A 15,461-nucleotide genomic window follows, 5' to 3' on the forward strand; every position below is an offset into this window, starting at 1 on the left:
AGCTTCTCGAGGTGGTGGATGGGGTGCACCAGGTGCAGCGGGCGCATGGGGTGAGCCCCGTGCAGCCCTGCGCGCCGTGCTGCATTCCTTCCCCATGCGTTGCGCTGCAGGGCCTGTCACTGTGACTGGTGCTGTGACGGGTAACGGTTTTGGCGTTACCGAGCGCTTTCGCACTGGTGTGTACTCGCCTTGATCTCCCTTGATATCTACACTTACTCCCTTTGAACTCCATTGAGTTCCCTTGATAAATCCTTGATACCCTTTGATATCAACATTTGGCCGCCAGTCCGCTGAAATCGCCCTCGGCGATTCGGTTGTAGAGTGCTTCGTACCTCGCGCAGCTTTCTACATGCTGGCCGTACCAAGCCGCCGTCTTCGTCGTCTTGGGGCGGTATCTCAGCCGCAGGATGCCTACTACTGTTGCTTTGGTCATATGCTCAGGGATGGGTAGCACGAAGTCGAATCGCTGCGCCTCGTAGCTAAATCCTCCAGGCAGTGAGTCGGCTAAGGCTACGGCGGCATCGGCAGTTCGCTGAGACAGATCATCGCCCGCAAGTTGATGAATCAGCTCGGACTCCTGATCGTCGCTCTCCACCAAGTATGTCGCCCGCTCAAGGAGCCCCATACGCTCCATTGAGCGGAGAAATGTCCATACAGGATGCTGTGAGTCATCCTCCACCTTGGCGTATTGGAATCGCTTTAATGGCCCGCTAAAGCTGCAGTGATCCTCGCGCTTGCTTCTAGAGAAGCCAATGATCTCAAAAGGGCCTCGTCCACAAATGCGCTCGCGCACGTCGTATGGTGCTCGGAACAAGCTCCTGGATATTCCGCCGTCTCCTACCAGATCCTGAGCTGCGTAAAGCTCAACAAGTGTTTCCAGATGCTCAACACTCTGGCCTTCCCGGAGCTTGCGCAATGGCGGCACTTCGCTCGCTGCGCCCGTCACAAACTCGTTGGGAAGCCATATCAGATCTTCCAGGGCATCTGGTTTGGAAAGCTTATAGCGGGGGCGCTTCCCAGCTTGTTCCTTCGCTACGAGCTGCGCCTCGCACAGCGCTGCAATAACATCATTGCCGCGCCGCCATGCAAGTCCCGTGTACTTGAAAGCGGATTCTGCGCTCCAAGACGTTGTGCAATTGTCCCTGCCAGTACCCCGTGCCATCACAAGAAGCGTAACGGCATGATTCAGGCCGAGTGAGCAAGCCTTGGTCCATTGTTGCTTTCCAATCGCGAAGAAGCCTCCGTTGTTTGCCATTACCTAACTCGTTCGTTTGGATGAACTTAATAGTACCTATTGGAATAGGTGGTGCACACGGTATCTGACAGATTCTCTTGGGGGAGGAATCTGAGGCGGGTGATGCCGATGGGGGTGCGGCTACTTCGTTCCTGAAAGAGCCCGCAGAAGGCGTGTCTGGTCGCGGGCAGGCAGTGTTGCCCACAGCGGGTCGCCTATATCAGCGGGGCAGGTCAGTGCTACGTGCTTCTCGTCAGCCATTAGCGGGACTTCTGGCAGCGTCGCGCGGGTGAACGGCGTGCACTCAAACACCACTTTCACGAACGGGCCCCGATTGCAGCGGGTATGCGGCCGGCAGATGCGCTTGACCCGCACCGCCCGGCACTCGTTCCCTGGTCGTCCCCAGTAGATGAAACGGATGCTGGCCGGCGTGACTGCATTGCGCGGCCCCACTGGCAGCGCGCCTGGGGCGTCGGCATCGTCCGGGTTGGTCGGCTCCGGTCGGCCGCTGTCGCCAATAGCCATTAGCTGAGCGCTCATCAAACCCTCCGCGTGGTGGTGGCGTACATCACTTCGCCGAGGACAGTTAGCAGCTCCCGAGGGACGGAATAGGCGGTGCCAGGATGGCCCACGGGGAAGACCCACAGCCCACCAGGGCGGGCCTGCACGATACGGACCATCTGCTGCCCGCCGATCTCGATTACGTAGTGGCTGTCGCCGCAGAAGCGGTCGCGGGCCAGGTCGACGTGCAGCACGTCGCCTTGCTGGAAGCGCGGGGCGTTGAGGTTGTCCTGCACCAGCACTTGGGCCCAGCGCGCGGTGTCAGAGAAGTCCGGTACAGGGTTGGGGACAACCCTGATTGCGGCCGGCAACGGTTGGTGTACGATATAACTCATAGTCAGTTCGTTCCTTGGTCGGTTCGGGCTTGGCTTTTGCGGCTCAGGTGGGTACGAACCACCTGGGCCGTTTCTATTTCTGGCATGCGGAGCATTGCTCCTCCTATCAGTGCCTCTTGGTCGTGGATTTCTGGTGGGCCTGCAGGCGTACGATCACGCCCCTCGGATGCCGGCATCGGTGCGGTGCTTCGCCAGCAGCGCGTAGGCGGCCCTGCGGCGGCGCTCTGCGTCGTCGGGCGTGCCAGCCTCAAAGTGCACTGCCGTCAGGGTCAGCGCGGCGGCCAGCACATCGCCGGGTACTGCGGTCTCTGCCGGCCAGCGGGTCGCTGAGGGTTCTCCACCGAGGTAACCATCCATTTCGGCCTGTGCGCCGCTGATGGCGATGGCGATAGCTGTGTCCAGGTCGCTGTCGATCTGGCGCAGGTGGGTCTTGGCCTGCTCAAGGGTCGGGATGCTCACGCGGCCTTGCCCTCGCGCGATGCTTTCTCCATTGCTTGCTGGCAACTCACCAGAGCGGCGTGGCTGCAAAGCCGGCGCTTGCCGTCCTTGTACGTCTGGAGTAAGCCCGTGTTGATGAGCTGGTAGCCACGAGTGCGGGACACGCCGATAAGTTCAAACGCTTCTTCGATCGGATGGGCGAGTTTGCGCGTTAAGTCGGTCATTGGTTTGTCCTAACTGTTCAGTTGAATGCAGCACCGTGCTGCATTGGCTAAACATAGCACCGTGCGATATTGACCGCAAGCACGGTGATGCACCATGATCCGACCTATGGCCAGAACCGATCCCCAAGTCAACGTCCGTATGCCCGCCGATTTGAAGAGTGAGCTGGAGGGCGCGGCAAGCGCTTCTGGCCGGTCTCTTACCGCAGAGATCGTCACCCGTCTGGAGTGGTCGCTAGAGTCTCAGCTGTTGGACCAGGTGCACCTGCTGCACAAGAACTTGGGAGAAGTGCGGAACTTGGCGGCCGATCTGGATGGGCTGACCGCAGACATCAAACGCTATGAGGCTGGTCAGCGCGAGGCGTTGAGATGGCTTCTGGAAGATGAGGCCATTCCCGAAGATCGCGCACTTGCGGCCGCTCGGCTTGCTAGAGACACGATGAACGAGCGGCTCTACGCTTTGCGCTACTCGATCCAAACCATTCTTGAAGCAATCGAGAAGGACGGCAGAGAGCCTGCGTATTACAGGCGCAAGTTCTGATTTCAGAGGAACTGCACCTGCGCCAGCTTGTCACGCGCTGCGCCCTGCACCAAGTGCCCGTAGTGCTTCTCGATCATCGCCAGTGACGTGCCGGCCAGCTTCGCCACGGTCAGTAGGTCCATGCCGCCCACGATGGCGTCCGTGATCCAGCAGTGCCGCAGGGTGTAGAGCGTGACGCCGGCGGGCAGCCCAGCGCGCGCAGCGGCCTCCCTGACGGGATCGCTCCAGGCGTCAGCGGTCCATGCCTTCCCGCCGTCCTGGGTGAACAGGTGCGCCTTGGGGAGCTTCCCCTTGGCCAGCCGGTCGAACATGGCGCCAGCGGCGGGGGAGAGCGGAATCTTGCGGTCGTGGTCCTTGCTGCGAAACCTGACGCTGGCTGTGCGGCCGTCATAGTCTGAGCGCAGGCAGATGGCTGGATCTCCCGGCCTGCAACCGGTGAGCGCAACGCACTCGATCAGGTCGCGCACCGGCCCCACAGCGGCATCCAGCAGCGCGCGGCGCTGCCCACGCTCCAAGTACAGCCCACGGCGCTGGCTGGCGTCCTTGAGGGGCCTCACCGAGTTCCATTCGAACGCCACGTCTGGTGAAGCCTTGCGGCGGGCCACAGCGTGATTCAGGGCGGCCACCAGCACCGTGCGCATGCGGTTGACGCTGGACTTAGCCAAGGGCTTTGCCACCGGTGGCCGGCCACGCTTCACCGGTAGGGCAGGGAGGTCGCCTCTTTCCACGCGATCGCGCCAGGCCTCGATGTGATCCTGGTGCAGGTCGGTCAATCGCACCTTGCCAAGCTTGTCGGCGTACAAACACCGTTCGAAGCGCCGGTCGGCGTCCGCCGCGGCGGTGTCCCTGCCGTCCTTCTTGAGGGTGGCCACGTAGTCACGGCAGGCGTCGGCTACCGTGGTGTCTGCCTTGGGCTTGGCGATCGCCAGCGGTGCGCCGTGCTGGTCCGTTTCGGCGAGGACAGCGCGCGCCCTGGCCCGGGCCGCGTCCACTGTGACGCCTGGCCACTTCCCCAGCGCGCGGGTGCTGGTGCGGCTCCACTGGACGTTCCAGCTCTTGACCCCTGACGGCTGCACGCGAAGGTGCAGCTGCGGGACCAGCGTGTCCCAGATACGGTAGGGCGCTGCCTCGGGCTTGGCGGCTTCGACGGTGGACGGATTGAGTCGCTTGGACTGCTTCATGGTGGGCCGTAACTGCGCTGTAACTGCAAAATGCAGTGTGCGGCCAAATCCAGCGGGACGCAATGAGACTGGAAAACAAGGCTCTATGGGTCGATCCCTTGTGCCGCAAGGCCGTATCTCGTCCTTCACACGGCAAGGGTCGCAGGTTCGAACCCTGCACCGCCCACCATGATTCAGTCGAAAAAGCCTCCGGAAACGGGGGCTTTTTTGTTGGCGTGAACCCGGCGGGCAGCGCGATCACACCCGCCGCCGCGACGCAGGCCTGCAGGATCAGTCCGGCGTCATGCCGGCGCGCCGGATGAGGCGAATATCGAAGTCGGATTCGTCGTCCTGTACAGGAACGGTGACCTCCACGCCCATCCTCGGCAGGTTCCGCTGCCAGAACGCCTTCGCCTGCAGATCCCTGCGCCAGGTGGCCAGCAACCATTGCCCGCTCTGCGGCGTGACCAGCGCCGCAACGACGGCGGTGGCGATGCCTTTGCCCCGGTGTGTGGGCAGGACGAACAGATCGGCCAGCTCGCGTATCGGTTGGCCCTGGAACGCGACGTCGTCCACCAGCACAAAGCCGCACAGCGTGTCCTGCCACCACAGCAATCGCGCCCACGTCGGCTGCTCGCGCAGGGTGGCCTCGACATCGCTTCGTGTGCAGTCGTACAGACCGTCGGGCTGGATGTTCTCGCCGCTCCACCGGGATGCGTCGAAGTAGTACAGCTGCATCAGCCGGAACAGGGTGTCGGTGTCGGCTACCGAGGCGGTGGGCATTCTCAACGGTGGCATCACGGACCGCTCCTTGGCGTGGGCCTCGCAGTATCTCCCAGCCGCGCGCCACCACGTCGGGTGGGTGCCAAACCGCGACAATCAGGTGCCCGGGCCGGCGCATGCCTGGCCCGGACCCCAGTTCCGGCAGCGCGGGCTGGACTGCCTTATGATCCACCCACTTCATTCCCGCACCGGCATCATGGAACGAGCCTGTACGACCTCTGCTGTACGACCCCTGTGGGCGCGTGTCGCCGTTCTCACATTGCTGCTGGGGTGTGTCGCTCCCGCGCTGGCGCAGACCGCGCGCAAACCGTCGCCCTACGAGTACCGGCACGGCAGCGATACGTCCGCCACGCCGGTGGCCGAGGGACCGGATTACCTGTCGCGCATCGACAGCCGCGCCCAGTTCATACAGCTCGCGCGCGTGTACAACGCAGGCACCGCGCTGGAAATGCCGCACCTGATCTTCGTGATCGACCGGCGCAACGCGGCGCGCATCTACTACATCAACACCCCGCGCATTGCGCTGCACGAGCAGTTCGTACGCCGCCAGCGGCTGCTGCCGGGCATGGACAAGGCCACGCTCAATGCGCAGTACCGCGATCCGCAGCGGCGCTTCCTGTTCGGCACGATCAGTTGGCAGCAGGATCTGCCGGGCTACACCTACGAGTTCTGGGAGGGCGACCAGCTCACCGCGTCCCTGCTGCAGCAGACCGACCAGGTGGTGCGCGCCTCGTTCCGCGACCCCATCCGCTTCAAGACCAACTCCACCCGGCACGAGCAGCTGGCCAGCACCATGAAGCTGCCTTACGTCAGCCAGGAGGCCCTGCTGCGCGAGCAGCGCTTCCTGCCGCTGAACACCGGCCGCGCGGAAGGCCGTCTGCGCATCGTGCGTTCCGAGCAGCAGCTGCGCACGCTGTCGCCGCGCGATATTCCGGTGCTGGATGAGGTGCCGATCGCGCTGGCACCGGTGGCCGGCCTGGTGACGCAGCGACCGTCCACGCTGCTGTCGCACGTCAACCTGCTGGCCAAGGGCTGGGGCATCCCCAACGCATACGTGGCCGACGCGCAGAATGCGCTGCGCCAGCATGACGGGCGCTGGGTGACGCTGGAGGTGACCGCCAACAACTACCGGGTCACGCCGCTCGCGCGCCCGGCCAGAACGCCTTCCGCCACGGCGGTCCGCCCGGCGGCACGCAATCTGCCCCGCCCGGACCTGACGGTGGTGGCGCTCAAGCCGCTTGCGTCCCTGCGTGCGCGGGACAGTTCCCATTGCGGGGTAAAGGCGGCCAACCTGGGCGCGCTGAAAACGGCCCTGCCGCCTGCCGCGCGCGTGCCGGACGGTTTCTGCATCCCGTTCTCGCACTACCAGGCGATGATGCAGCGGCTGCAGATCAACGAGCGGCTGCGCGCGCTGCAGCGCCGCCCCGGCTTCGGCACGGACCCGGACGTGCGCCGCGAGGCGCTGGGCACGCTGCGTGCCGAGATCGCCAATGCCGCGCCCGATCCGGCCTTCATCCGCACGTTGGAGGCGCGCTGGCGCGAGCAGCTGCAGGGAGGCGGGGTGTTCGTACGCAGCTCGTCCAACTCCGAAGATCTCCCCGGTTTCAGCGGTGCAGGCCTGTACACCACCGTTCCCAACGTGACCCGCGCCGATGACCTGGCCAAGGCCGTGCAGACGGTGTGGGCATCGGTCTACAACTTCGAGGCATACGAAGCGCGCACGGCCGCCGGGCTGCAGCAGGATGCCGTGGCGATGGCGGTACTGGTCCAGCGCGCCGCGCCTTCAGACAGTTCCGGTGTGATGATCACCCGTGACCCCTTCGATGCCGCGCGCCGCCACATCACCTACATTTCGGCCAAGCGCGGTCTGGGCATCCGCGTGGTGGAAGGCAAGCGCCAGGCCGAGCAGGTGATGTACTCCAGCTGGTCCAAGGCGGTGCAGGTGCTGAGCCGGTCGGCCGAGGATACCCAGCTGGTGGCCAACGCCGCGGGTGGCGTCCGCGAGGTGCCCATCACCGGCTCGCGGCAGGTCCTGACCGATGCGCTGATCGCGCGGCTGGCCAGGATCGGAACAACCACCAAGCAGGCATTGGGCGGCGTGGACCAGGACATCGAGTGGGCCGTGGTGGGCGATGAGGTGCTGATGCTGCAGTCGCGACCCTATGTGGACGGAAGCGCGCGCTGACGGGCGGCTGCCTGCCCACGCCCGCTTGCCGGCCGTCCTGTGCTTGCCTATGCTCCAGCCAGATCAGGGGGAGCCAGGGACGATGAAGAAGATCATTATCGGCGCGGTACTGTGCCTGGTCGCCGCGTACGGCTACAGCAAGCTCAGGCACGTTGACCTTGCCGATGTTGGAACCTCCCGCAGCGCCTGGGCTGCACCTGAACCTGCCACGGCAGCACCTGCGCGCTACAGCTGCGATGGCCGCACGCACTGCTCGCACATGCGCTCGTGCGAAGAGGCCACGTATTTCATCCAGAACTGTCCCGGTACGCAGATGGACGGGGACAACGACGGCATCCCGTGTGAGCAGCAGTGGTGCGGGTGAGTGACCGGATCACGGTGAGCGACCCGGGGCACTGGCAGAGCCGGCGGGCAATGGCGTTCAATGCGGTCACCCTTGCTCACCGCCTGGAACAACGATGCCCGCGCTTGCCCTGCTGATTGCCGCTGTCGCTGCCGTGGCAGCGAACACGCCGTCCGCGCCGGATGCCGCCACACTGGCGGCCATCGAGGCCACCTGCCTGGACTATGTGGATGGCCAACTGGAGGCGGACCCGGACCGGGTGGCGCGGTCGCTGCACCCGGACCTGGCCAAGCGCAGGGTGCTGGGCGATACCCCGGACGAGCGGCTGGGCCTGCGCCGCATGAGCAGGGAGGAACTGGTGGAGCTCACCCGCCAGGGTGCGTTGAAGACCCCGAGGGAGCAGTGGAACCGCAGCTGCCGCGTGCTGGATGTGACGGCCGATGCGGCCTCGGTGCGGTTGGAGACGCCGTGGTTCGTGGACTACTTCCACATGGGGCGATTCGGCGAACGCTGGATCATCGTCAACGCGCTCTGGTACAGCAAGCCGGCGTCGACGCGCACCCCGCAGCCCTGACGCAGGGCGCGGGCGCGCGTCGCCGATGCTTACGCCACCCGCACCAGCTGGTGCTTCACGCTGGGCCACAAGGCCAGCTTGTGGGTCACGTTGGTGATGGTACGGCGCGGGTCGGTGGGATGGGGCCGGGAAGAGGTGGTGGTTCTGCCCTGGCGCCACAGCCCGAACATCACGATTTCCGTCCCCACCGGGAAGGACTGCAGCCACGCCGCATCGCTGTGCCCGACGCTGATTTCATAGAAATCCCTGCGGTCGGTCACGCCGGTGTGCTGGTACTTCGGTGCGCAGTTGAGGTACACCGAACCAGGCTGGGTGGCGCGGTGCGAGCGGACCGTGCCGACCAGCGCCAGGGGCAGGTCGGTGGATGTCGCGCCCAGCCGTTCCCAGGCCTCGTCGTACCGGTCCTGCGTGTAGAAGAAGCTGCTCCAGTCGACCTTCTTCTTGCCCAGGCGCAGGGTCAGGTGCGTCGCCAGCAGCGTGTCGCTGCCGCACATCGCGCGCAGGATGAGCAGATCGGCAAGGGTGCGCAGGTAGCCCGCCAGTACCGGGTCCGCGCCGTGATGCTCAGCACCGCCACGTTTCAGGCCCTGCTGCAGGAGCAACAGCCGCAGCTCGTGCGTTCCTTCGCCAAGCGGGGGCAGGAAGTCGGCATCGGCGCCGGCGGCGAGCAGGGCCTGCAGGTGCGCCGGCGCATCGTACCGGCAGCCGGGGCGGTGCTCGGCTTCCTTGCCCAGGTCGATGTAGGCCGGCATGTGCACGGGCTCGGCATGACCGGCGTGGCGCCTGCTGTGCCCGGGCACGAACGTCACCGGAACGCCGCACCCCGGGCTGTCACACAGCAGGGTGGGCAGGGTCTGTTTTGTGTCATGGCGCTTCTGCAGGTCGTCAACACGGTGCAGGGTGCCGTGCGTACCCACGGCGGTGCGCATCTTCATGCCGCGACTCATCGTGAACCGCTGCGTGATTCGGCGGCGGGCATCGTCGCAAACCGCAGCCGGTTGTTGTCCGGATCGACCACCATCATCTCGCGTCCGCCCCACGGCATGTCTGCCGGCGCGCGCAACACCGGCGCGCCGGCCGCCACGAACGCCACATGCACGGCATCCACGTCCGCCACGCGGAAGTACACCGCGCCGCCCGGCTCACAATCACCGGCGTGCTCGCTGAGGAACACCTGCTGCCCTGCGCGGCTGATCTGCACGAACAGCGGCATGCCGTCGGCGAACCGGTGCTCCCAGTCAACGGCAAACCCGAGCCGCTGATAGAACGGCACGCTGAGGGTGGCGTCGGTCATGCGCAGTTGCGGAATGACCGTCTGATGCGCGTCTGCGTCCATCAGCCCGGGTACGCCGGGAAGCGTTCGTCGGGGTGGTGCTTTTTCCATTCGGTATGGGCCACGGTGCCTTCCCAGGCGAGGAAGGCCTGGGGCACGCGGCCGCGGCCGGACCAGGTGACCTGGCTGTGCGGCAGCCAGTAACGCGGCGGCGCCTCTACCGCCGCCTTGGCGGGCTTGGCGCGGGGGCCGGGGTGGGTCGAGTGCTCAACGGCCACGGCGGCCCGGATCCTGCGCTGCTGTTCCGGGCTGAAGTCGGCGAAACTGGCGTTGAGCAGCACGAGGACGCGCTCATACGCCTCCTTGGTAGCTACCCGCAGCAGGGCGGCCGGGGAGGCGGAGGCGGGCGGTTTACGGGGCATGCGAATCCAGGGAAGCGGGAGCTGACGGGGGGCACGATAGCAAATGCCCGTGTGAAGCCGTGGCGGGCGGCACGATGACCGCGCGTTGCCACGCAGCGGACGCGGCCGGAGCCACCCGGCAGTGGGGCCGGTGGACCCGGCGGCGGCATCGGGATGGGGCACAATAGGGGGATCGGGCTGTCGCGCTCGGGTGCGCCGCAACGGATGCACGGTGTGGCAGTCGTCCCTGCATGGAGGTTGGAATGACGTTCCGGGCATGCGTGCGTTCTGTACACGTGGCGGCGTTGCTGGCGGGGCTGTCGTTGGCAGGCTGTGGTGAGGCGCCATCGACGGCAACAAGGACGGGTGTGCCCTCCGCCCCGACGGCGTCTGCCGACCCCGCAGCGGCGCTGGTCGCGCGCTTCAGGCTCGGCAAGGGGCTGGCCCAGCTCGCCGACGAGGCGGCACGCAGCACCACCACGTTCGCGTCGATGGTCGAACAGACCGGGGCCGATGCCGCGACGCAGCGCGTGCAGGCGGAGATCGGCCGCCTGCTGCCGGCCTACCAGGCCCGCTGGGACGGCATGCTGGCGGCAATCTATGCCCGGCACTTCTCCGCGGACGCGCTGCATTCGCTGGCATCGCAAGGGACCCGCTCACCGCACGCGGCGCGTTTCAACGCGCTGCAGAACACGGTGGCTGCCGAGATGCGGGCCGACGCGCAGCCGCTGCTGCGGCAGTTGGTTGCCGACGCGCTGACCCGCGCCTCGCAACCGCGCTGACACCGCGTACAGCCGTACCCGCAGTCACCAGAGAGACGCAATGGCAGACCCTTACAACAACAGCGCACATCCTCCTGCCGCCCCCAGGCTCGACGATTCGATGGTGACCACGGCAATGGAACTGCCCGGCTTCCGCGTGGTGCGCAGTCTCGGCGTGGTACGCGGCATTACCGTGCGCTCGCGCTCTATCGTGGGCAATATCCTCGGCGGCCTGCAGACGTTGTTCGGCGGCAACATCACCATCTACACCGAGCTGTGCGAGCAGGCGCGCGAGGAAACCTACCGCGACATGGCCAAGCACGCGCGGTTGCTCGGCGCCAACGCGATCATCGCCATGCGCTATGACGCGACCGACATCATGACCGGATTGACCGAGGTGCTGTGCTACGGGACGGCGGTGGTGGTGGAGCCTACCAGCCGGTGAGGTACCGTGCGGCGTACCGGAAGCGGTACGCCGCAGTTGCGTTCAACGATCTGTTCCCTTCTGAAGAAACGCAGTCAGATTCAACAAGCCGGCCAGCGCGCTTTCAAGGTAGGCGACGAAGCTGCTGTGATGCTCCTGCAATTGTGTCCAGTAGGTCACGATTTCGTTCTCTTCGCCAGGATGCATGAACGTTGGATCCAGCAAGGCGAAGTCTTCACCTTTGCCGGGCGGCCCGGACAGCTGAATCGCGTCGCCAAGACGTGCCATCAGCCACGGCTCATCCTCCGATGCCTCCTCTTCAAGCATGCTCCTCCAGTCGGAGGCAATCGTCGCGTTCTCATTGCCGAATGGCTGGATCAACTCGACCGGAAGCAAGGTGCTGATGTAGTTGCCGGGCATCAAAAACCCATTGCTGACAGACAGAAACTGCTTGTAGCTTGGCGGAAGCGAGATCCCAAGCCGCGCCTCTGCGGCGAGAATGCTGGCCTTGGATGCGGGGGGGCATTCCGAGCCAGACGACATCCCCCGACAGGCAGCGTCGCGCCAGATCGGCCAGTGCGGAATCCGGGTGCGTTGCGAGGAATGGACTCAGCCCAAGGTCGACGTGCGCCTCTGCTGGCGAGGCTCTCCAGTGCGCGATTGCAGCAGTGTTCATTGCCTGCATCAGCTCATCCATTGCCATCATCGTTACTGTCTCCGATCAATGACTGGTGCGCCGCTGCGTTCGCGCGACGTCTCATTCGCATTACTCGACGACCTTCACCCGGAACTGCTCACCATCGAGCACGCGTGCCGAGGTGCAGAAGAAGTTGCCGAGTCTGCGCCCAACCTCCTGATTGTCTTCGCCAAGAATGTAGCGTACCGACATCGACGTTTCCGGCACGACAGAGGCGCCCTGGTTCGTTGCTGCGAACGGGTATTCGTCGCAGTTCAGTCCAGCGCCCGCGCTCTCTGGAAATCGCGTGCGACACAGTTGCCCGGCTGCAGTGCGGTTGGCGGTGTTTAGTCTGGCGTCTCTCGTTCGTGTCAGTGCCGCGCCTCTCAGCCCAGCATCGTGATGCCAGTAGCCGATGTTCCCCGGCAGTATCGACTGTGCAACCTTGATGTGCTCGGCCGACTCATCCGTATCGGGGTTGCTCAGGCTTACCTCGAAGACGGCAGGGTAGTCGGCGAACCCTGATGCTGCTCGGGCTGGTGCTGCTGCTGGTGGCGCCGCTGCTGCTGGGCGCCAACTGAGCGCTGCGATACGCGCCAGGTATCGCAGCGGCATACAACGGGTATTGGATATCCGCGCGGTATGTAGCGTCTCCGTCGCCCGTCTGGGCTGACGTGCCGTCACCAAGCCGATGCAGGGCATGGGCTTGGCGTGCGCGTCTCATGGCAGACATCACCGCCACCGCACAGGAAACCGGGCTGCTCGGGCATGTGATGGAGCTACCTGTAATTGCAAACAAGCTCCTGGATGAGTTCGGTAAAGGTCGAACTGGCCTCATACCCTTGGCGACTGTACATGATTGTCCACAGCTCTCCTTCTGGACTTGTGTTGACCGTGTCGATAAGCGCGAACCAATCAAAGTCGCTGGGGCATGCAGAGATCTGGAGGGCCTCGCCGATATGTGCTGTGAAATCAGCTTCCTCAAGATACGGGTCGGCTTCGTGCAGATCATTCCACATTGCCACAATCGGGTAGTTGTCGTCGCTGAACCGCCGTACAAGTTCAATCGGCAGTAGTACGCAGCAGTAAGTGCCGGGAACAAGGAATCCGTTCGACTCCAGCAGGAACTCACGGTAGCTCGCAGGGAGAATCACGCCAAGACGTTGTTCGGCTTCGCGAATCTGCTCAAGTGATGCTCCCGGTTGCCCGAGCCATCCAACATGTTCCTTGCCGATCCGGGCGGCAAGTTGAGCCAGCGGACTGTCCGGAAAACCATTGATGAACGGCTCAAGGCCAAGATGCTCGCTTGGTTCGAGCCGCTTTCGCTCAATGTTTGCGAGAGCTGCGGCGTTCAATTCGTCAAGTAACTGCTTCCACATGATGAGCCTCTATCCGGCGGTTCAATCCACAACCTTGACCCAGAACTCTTCTCCATCCAGAAGCCGCGCATGCGTGCAGTAGAACGCGCCCAGCTTTCCACCCACCTTCTTGTTGTCTTCGCCGAGAATGTAACGGACAGACATGGATGTCTCCGGTACGAGAGATGCGCCCTCATGCGTTGCTGCGAAAGGATACTCGTCGCAGTTCAGTCCAGTCGCGGCTCCATCAGGAAAGCGTGCTCTGCACAGCGCCCCGGATACGTTGCGATTCTCTCCTGCAACTCTCTTGTTCCTCAAGCGTCGCAAAGGTACACCCCGTGCATCAGGATTTTCATGCCACCTGCCGATCGTGCCGGGGAGCGTCGACTGTGCAACCTTGATGTGCTCGGCCGACTCATCCGTATCGGGATCGCTCAGGCTTACCTCGAAGACGGCAGGGTAGTCGGCGAATCGACACCCGGACGTACTGCTCCTGGCTACTTTGTCGCAGCGAAGTGTCGGTGCCGAACTCTGAATCAGTGATTGGTCGTTGTTGAAGCGCGACAGCACCAGCTGGGTGTCCTGGCCGGTCTTTCCTTCATCGGTATTGAATCCCAGGGGGACGGCAAAGTCGTACGTACCTGGGCCCGAAAGGGTCAGGGGAGCGAAGGGCTGCTTGTCGGTGCAGCTCCCGCAGTAAAGCTCGGGCGTAACCACCAGCCCGGACATTGCATTGCCCTGCACGGCATCGAACACCACGCGGACGCGATGCATCCATGTCTGGCCGTTTCGGGGCAGGGACACGTAGTCGTACAGCGTCACAGTGGCGGTCTCGGTCTGGCCGGTGTCGGGGTTGTGGGAGGAATAGGGCGCCGTCCGCTTCACGCAGTAGTGCAGGCGCGAGCCTGCAGCGTCTGCTTCGTCCTGGTCGCTGGCGTCCTTGCAGACCTCGTCGAAGGGAAGCTCTGGATTCTCCAGCGCGGCCTCGTACTGCCGAAGCTCGGCCATCGACATGCTGGCGATCATCTGCGCGTCGGACGGGCAGTCGTCGTCTTCGCGTGCGTTCACAGAGACGCTGAAAAGCAGGGCGACCAGCGCCAGTGCAAGCGGTGTGCGGTTCATGTGGGCTCCTTGGGTGCAACGGCGACAGGCGCACGGCGGCGTGCAGTGCCGTGGGTGATACGCCGAAACCCGGGAGGTGCTATGTAGGGAAAGTGCGGGGCGAATGCGAAGCGTGACGGGCCATGTATGTCGTTTACGACTACTGGCACGCTTCGGATGCCTCACCCTGCGGCCGCAGGGCCGATGCTGTGAACCCGTTCCGATCCATGCTGTGCCGCATTCGGCACGTTCTGGTGCGACGGGCTGCGGCTATGATTGAGGCGGCCGCCCCGCGCCGCATGCCTGCGTCCGCCGTTCAAAGGAAGATGATGCCGACGACCGTCCCCCGCGTTTCCTCGCCCTGCCTGCGCGTCTGCGCGGCCGTGGTGGCCTGCCTGCCGATGCCGGCGATGGCCTCGGATTTCACCGGCCTGCTGACCGGGATGACGCTGATGCTGCTCGCGCTGGTGCTGCTGCTGGTGGCGCCGCTGCTGCTGGTGCGCCGGCACACCTGGGCGCGCTGGCTTGGGACGGGGCTGGGCGCGTTGGCGATGCTGGTCGGGGTGGCTACGTTCTGTGTGGACACGTGGCGGGTGCTGGCGCGGATGCGGGCGGACACGGCAATGCCGCAGCTGATGTATCTGGCGCTGTACATAGCGCTGTGGCTGGCCATCGGCTATGTGATCGCGCGTCTGCGACGCCGTCCGCAGCCGGGCACCGACTGAGCGCGGCGCTCACGGTGGTTCACGCATGGCTGCATTCATTCGGATGCCACATGGTCTGCACGGCGCGTAGGCAGACAGGTCCGTAATGTGGGTGGTCCGCACCGCCGTTGGAGACCCCCATGAACCCCTTGCAGGCTGCGAGCCGCGTGATGCGCGACGGTCTGGTGGAGATCGCCGCGCTGCTGGTCGGCGAGCGCGCCGACGCGCTGCGCCGCGATGACGCTCCCGCTCCGGGCGTGGGCATCGCGCTGCCGCGTCGCCCGCCGTTGAAGCGTCCGCTGCTGCATGGGCGAAAGGGCATGGCGCCGTGGCAGAAGGTGGCAGGCGGTCCTCGCCGGCGCGACTGAGCGGCCCATTCTGATGCAGC

21 protein-coding genes are annotated in these 15,461 nt (G+C 64.7%); 8 read left to right on the forward strand and 13 right to left on the reverse strand.

Features of this window, described 5'->3' with window-relative positions; genetic code table 11:
- Positions 1-268: 268 nt before the first annotated feature.
- The 4 genes from ACPEH1_RS06820 to ACPEH1_RS06835 form a co-directional block, all read right to left on the reverse strand.
- Complete coding sequence (locus ACPEH1_RS06820) at positions 269-1,255, reverse strand: hypothetical protein (protein ID WP_423715493.1); 987 nt, start codon at positions 1,253-1,255, stop codon at positions 269-271.
- A 518-nt stretch (positions 1,256-1,773) separates the two neighbouring features.
- Entirely contained in the window at positions 1,774-2,130 is a 357-nt protein-coding gene (locus ACPEH1_RS06825; protein ID WP_423715494.1) for a hypothetical protein, read from the reverse strand.
- A 153-nt stretch (positions 2,131-2,283) separates the two neighbouring features.
- Positions 2,284-2,589 (reverse strand): head-tail connector protein, encoded by a 306-nt coding sequence (locus ACPEH1_RS06830; protein WP_423715495.1) that lies wholly within the window; start codon positions 2,587-2,589, stop codon positions 2,284-2,286.
- The gene (locus ACPEH1_RS06835) at positions 2,586-2,792 is read right to left on the reverse strand and encodes a hypothetical protein (RefSeq protein ID WP_423715496.1); all 207 of its coding nucleotides are present in this window, start codon (positions 2,790-2,792) and stop codon (positions 2,586-2,588) included. The genes ACPEH1_RS06830 and ACPEH1_RS06835 overlap by 4 nt, the downstream gene beginning before the upstream one ends.
- 106 nt (positions 2,793-2,898) lie before the next feature.
- Between ACPEH1_RS06835 and ACPEH1_RS06840 the strand changes: the two genes are divergently transcribed.
- Complete coding sequence (locus ACPEH1_RS06840; RefSeq protein ID WP_423715497.1) at positions 2,899-3,330, forward strand: Arc family DNA-binding protein; 432 nt, start codon at positions 2,899-2,901, stop codon at positions 3,328-3,330.
- A 2-nt stretch (positions 3,331-3,332) separates the two neighbouring features.
- Here ACPEH1_RS06840 and ACPEH1_RS06845 read toward each other — a convergent pair whose 3' ends face one another.
- Positions 3,333-4,511, reverse strand: a complete 1,179-nt coding sequence (locus ACPEH1_RS06845) for an integrase arm-type DNA-binding domain-containing protein (protein WP_423715498.1) — start codon at positions 4,509-4,511, stop codon at positions 3,333-3,335.
- A 270-nt stretch (positions 4,512-4,781) separates the two neighbouring features.
- Positions 4,782-5,288, reverse strand: coding sequence for a GNAT family N-acetyltransferase (locus tag ACPEH1_RS06850; RefSeq protein WP_313241910.1), 507 nt, complete (start codon positions 5,286-5,288; stop codon positions 4,782-4,784).
- A 181-nt stretch (positions 5,289-5,469) separates the two neighbouring features.
- Between ACPEH1_RS06850 and ACPEH1_RS06855 the strand changes: the two genes are divergently transcribed.
- From ACPEH1_RS06855 to ACPEH1_RS06865, 3 genes are all read left to right on the forward strand, one after another.
- Positions 5,470-7,458, forward strand: a complete 1,989-nt coding sequence (locus ACPEH1_RS06855) for a PEP/pyruvate-binding domain-containing protein (RefSeq protein WP_423715500.1) — start codon at positions 5,470-5,472, stop codon at positions 7,456-7,458.
- A gap of 82 nt (positions 7,459-7,540) precedes the next feature.
- Positions 7,541-7,822 (forward strand): excalibur calcium-binding domain-containing protein, encoded by a 282-nt coding sequence (locus ACPEH1_RS06860; protein ID WP_026070808.1) that lies wholly within the window; start codon positions 7,541-7,543, stop codon positions 7,820-7,822.
- Between the two features lie 94 nt (positions 7,823-7,916).
- Positions 7,917-8,375: a nuclear transport factor 2 family protein gene (locus tag ACPEH1_RS06865; RefSeq protein ID WP_017356312.1), complete on the forward strand. Its 459-nt coding sequence runs from the start codon at positions 7,917-7,919 to the stop codon at positions 8,373-8,375.
- Positions 8,376-8,404: 29 nt separating this feature from the next.
- Here ACPEH1_RS06865 and ACPEH1_RS06870 read toward each other — a convergent pair whose 3' ends face one another.
- Genes ACPEH1_RS06870 through ACPEH1_RS06880 form a run of 3 tightly spaced genes read right to left on the reverse strand, consistent with a single transcriptional unit; the run spans position 8,405 to position 10,070 of the window.
- Positions 8,405-9,310 carry a hypothetical protein gene (locus ACPEH1_RS06870; RefSeq protein ID WP_229296458.1) on the reverse strand — a complete coding sequence of 302 codons (906 nt, stop codon included), beginning with the start codon at positions 9,308-9,310 and terminating at the stop codon, positions 8,405-8,407.
- A gap of 8 nt (positions 9,311-9,318) precedes the next feature.
- Positions 9,319-9,711: a bleomycin resistance protein gene (locus ACPEH1_RS06875; protein ID WP_287251585.1), complete on the reverse strand. Its 393-nt coding sequence runs from the start codon at positions 9,709-9,711 to the stop codon at positions 9,319-9,321.
- Complete coding sequence (locus ACPEH1_RS06880; protein ID WP_166472672.1) at positions 9,711-10,070, reverse strand: H-NS family nucleoid-associated regulatory protein; 360 nt, start codon at positions 10,068-10,070, stop codon at positions 9,711-9,713. The genes ACPEH1_RS06875 and ACPEH1_RS06880 overlap by 1 nt, the downstream gene beginning before the upstream one ends.
- Positions 10,071-10,312: 242 nt before the next feature.
- Between ACPEH1_RS06880 and ACPEH1_RS06885 the strand changes: the two genes are divergently transcribed.
- Together ACPEH1_RS06885 and ACPEH1_RS06890 are read left to right on the forward strand one after the other, a co-directional pair.
- Complete coding sequence (locus ACPEH1_RS06885; RefSeq protein ID WP_136005627.1) at positions 10,313-10,831, forward strand: hypothetical protein; 519 nt, start codon at positions 10,313-10,315, stop codon at positions 10,829-10,831.
- Positions 10,832-10,871: 40 nt separating this feature from the next.
- Positions 10,872-11,255: a YbjQ family protein gene (locus ACPEH1_RS06890; RefSeq protein WP_017356307.1), complete on the forward strand. Its 384-nt coding sequence runs from the start codon at positions 10,872-10,874 to the stop codon at positions 11,253-11,255.
- Positions 11,256-11,297: 42 nt separating this feature from the next.
- Here ACPEH1_RS06890 and ACPEH1_RS06895 read toward each other — a convergent pair whose 3' ends face one another.
- The 4 genes from ACPEH1_RS06895 to ACPEH1_RS06910 form a co-directional block, all read right to left on the reverse strand.
- Positions 11,298-11,777, reverse strand: coding sequence for an SMI1/KNR4 family protein (locus ACPEH1_RS06895; protein ID WP_423715501.1), 480 nt, complete (start codon positions 11,775-11,777; stop codon positions 11,298-11,300).
- A gap of 223 nt (positions 11,778-12,000) precedes the next feature.
- On the reverse strand, positions 12,001-12,525 hold the full coding sequence (locus tag ACPEH1_RS06900) for a NucA/NucB deoxyribonuclease domain-containing protein (protein WP_423715502.1): 525 nt from the start codon (positions 12,523-12,525) through the stop codon (positions 12,001-12,003).
- 164 nt (positions 12,526-12,689) lie between these two features.
- Positions 12,690-13,289, reverse strand: a complete 600-nt coding sequence (locus tag ACPEH1_RS06905) for an SMI1/KNR4 family protein (protein ID WP_136005636.1) — start codon at positions 13,287-13,289, stop codon at positions 12,690-12,692.
- A gap of 21 nt (positions 13,290-13,310) precedes the next feature.
- Entirely contained in the window at positions 13,311-14,390 is a 1,080-nt protein-coding gene (locus ACPEH1_RS06910; protein WP_423715503.1) for a NucA/NucB deoxyribonuclease domain-containing protein, read from the reverse strand.
- Between the two features lie 308 nt (positions 14,391-14,698).
- On the opposite strand from ACPEH1_RS06910, the gene ACPEH1_RS06915 reads away from it, so the two are divergent.
- On the forward strand, positions 14,699-15,094 hold the full coding sequence (locus tag ACPEH1_RS06915; RefSeq protein WP_423715504.1) for a hypothetical protein: 396 nt from the start codon (positions 14,699-14,701) through the stop codon (positions 15,092-15,094).
- A 119-nt stretch (positions 15,095-15,213) separates the two neighbouring features.
- A complete protein-coding gene (locus ACPEH1_RS06920) occupies positions 15,214-15,441 on the forward strand; it encodes a hypothetical protein (RefSeq protein ID WP_229296456.1) in 228 nt (75 codons plus the stop codon).
- Positions 15,442-15,461: the final 20 nt, after the last annotated feature.

Origin of the sequence: Stenotrophomonas sp. NPDC077421, assembly GCF_049545505.1 — a bacterium.
GTDB classification, from domain to species: Bacteria; Pseudomonadota; Gammaproteobacteria; order Xanthomonadales; family Xanthomonadaceae; genus Stenotrophomonas; species Stenotrophomonas nematodicola.

Excerpts from the sequence above, each read along its gene's own strand:
- ACPEH1_RS06910 (WP_423715503.1), bottom strand. The coding sequence starts at position 14,390 with ATGAACCGCACACCGCTTGCACTGGCGCTGGTCGCCCTGCTTTTCAGC.
- ACPEH1_RS06850 (WP_313241910.1), bottom strand. The coding sequence starts at position 5,288 with ATGCCACCGTTGAGAATGCCCACCGCCTCGGTAGCCGACACCGACACC.
- ACPEH1_RS06820 (WP_423715493.1), bottom strand. The coding sequence starts at position 1,255 with ATGGCAAACAACGGAGGCTTCTTCGCGATTGGAAAGCAACAATGGACC.
- ACPEH1_RS06905 (WP_136005636.1), bottom strand. The coding sequence starts at position 13,289 with ATGTGGAAGCAGTTACTTGACGAATTGAACGCCGCAGCTCTCGCAAAC.
- ACPEH1_RS06885 (WP_136005627.1), top strand. The coding sequence starts at position 10,313 with ATGACGTTCCGGGCATGCGTGCGTTCTGTACACGTGGCGGCGTTGCTG.
- ACPEH1_RS06825 (WP_423715494.1), bottom strand. The coding sequence starts at position 2,130 with ATGAGTTATATCGTACACCAACCGTTGCCGGCCGCAATCAGGGTTGTC.
- ACPEH1_RS06835 (WP_423715496.1), bottom strand. The coding sequence starts at position 2,792 with ATGACCGACTTAACGCGCAAACTCGCCCATCCGATCGAAGAAGCGTTT.
- ACPEH1_RS06880 (WP_166472672.1), bottom strand. The coding sequence starts at position 10,070 with ATGCCCCGTAAACCGCCCGCCTCCGCCTCCCCGGCCGCCCTGCTGCGG.
- ACPEH1_RS06870 (WP_229296458.1), bottom strand. The coding sequence starts at position 9,310 with ATGAAGATGCGCACCGCCGTGGGTACGCACGGCACCCTGCACCGTGTT.
- ACPEH1_RS06920 (WP_229296456.1), top strand. The coding sequence starts at position 15,214 with ATGAACCCCTTGCAGGCTGCGAGCCGCGTGATGCGCGACGGTCTGGTG.
- ACPEH1_RS06895 (WP_423715501.1), bottom strand. The coding sequence starts at position 11,777 with ATGTCGTCTGGCTCGGAATGCCCCCCCGCATCCAAGGCCAGCATTCTC.
- ACPEH1_RS06865 (WP_017356312.1), top strand. The coding sequence starts at position 7,917 with ATGCCCGCGCTTGCCCTGCTGATTGCCGCTGTCGCTGCCGTGGCAGCG.
- ACPEH1_RS06840 (WP_423715497.1), top strand. The coding sequence starts at position 2,899 with ATGGCCAGAACCGATCCCCAAGTCAACGTCCGTATGCCCGCCGATTTG.
- ACPEH1_RS06915 (WP_423715504.1), top strand. The coding sequence starts at position 14,699 with ATGCCGACGACCGTCCCCCGCGTTTCCTCGCCCTGCCTGCGCGTCTGC.
- ACPEH1_RS06860 (WP_026070808.1), top strand. The coding sequence starts at position 7,541 with ATGAAGAAGATCATTATCGGCGCGGTACTGTGCCTGGTCGCCGCGTAC.
- ACPEH1_RS06845 (WP_423715498.1), bottom strand. The coding sequence starts at position 4,511 with ATGAAGCAGTCCAAGCGACTCAATCCGTCCACCGTCGAAGCCGCCAAG.
- ACPEH1_RS06875 (WP_287251585.1), bottom strand. The coding sequence starts at position 9,711 with ATGGACGCAGACGCGCATCAGACGGTCATTCCGCAACTGCGCATGACC.
- ACPEH1_RS06855 (WP_423715500.1), top strand. The coding sequence starts at position 5,470 with ATGGAACGAGCCTGTACGACCTCTGCTGTACGACCCCTGTGGGCGCGT.
- ACPEH1_RS06900 (WP_423715502.1), bottom strand. The coding sequence starts at position 12,525 with ATGCCGCTGCGATACCTGGCGCGTATCGCAGCGCTCAGTTGGCGCCCA.
- ACPEH1_RS06890 (WP_017356307.1), top strand. The coding sequence starts at position 10,872 with ATGGCAGACCCTTACAACAACAGCGCACATCCTCCTGCCGCCCCCAGG.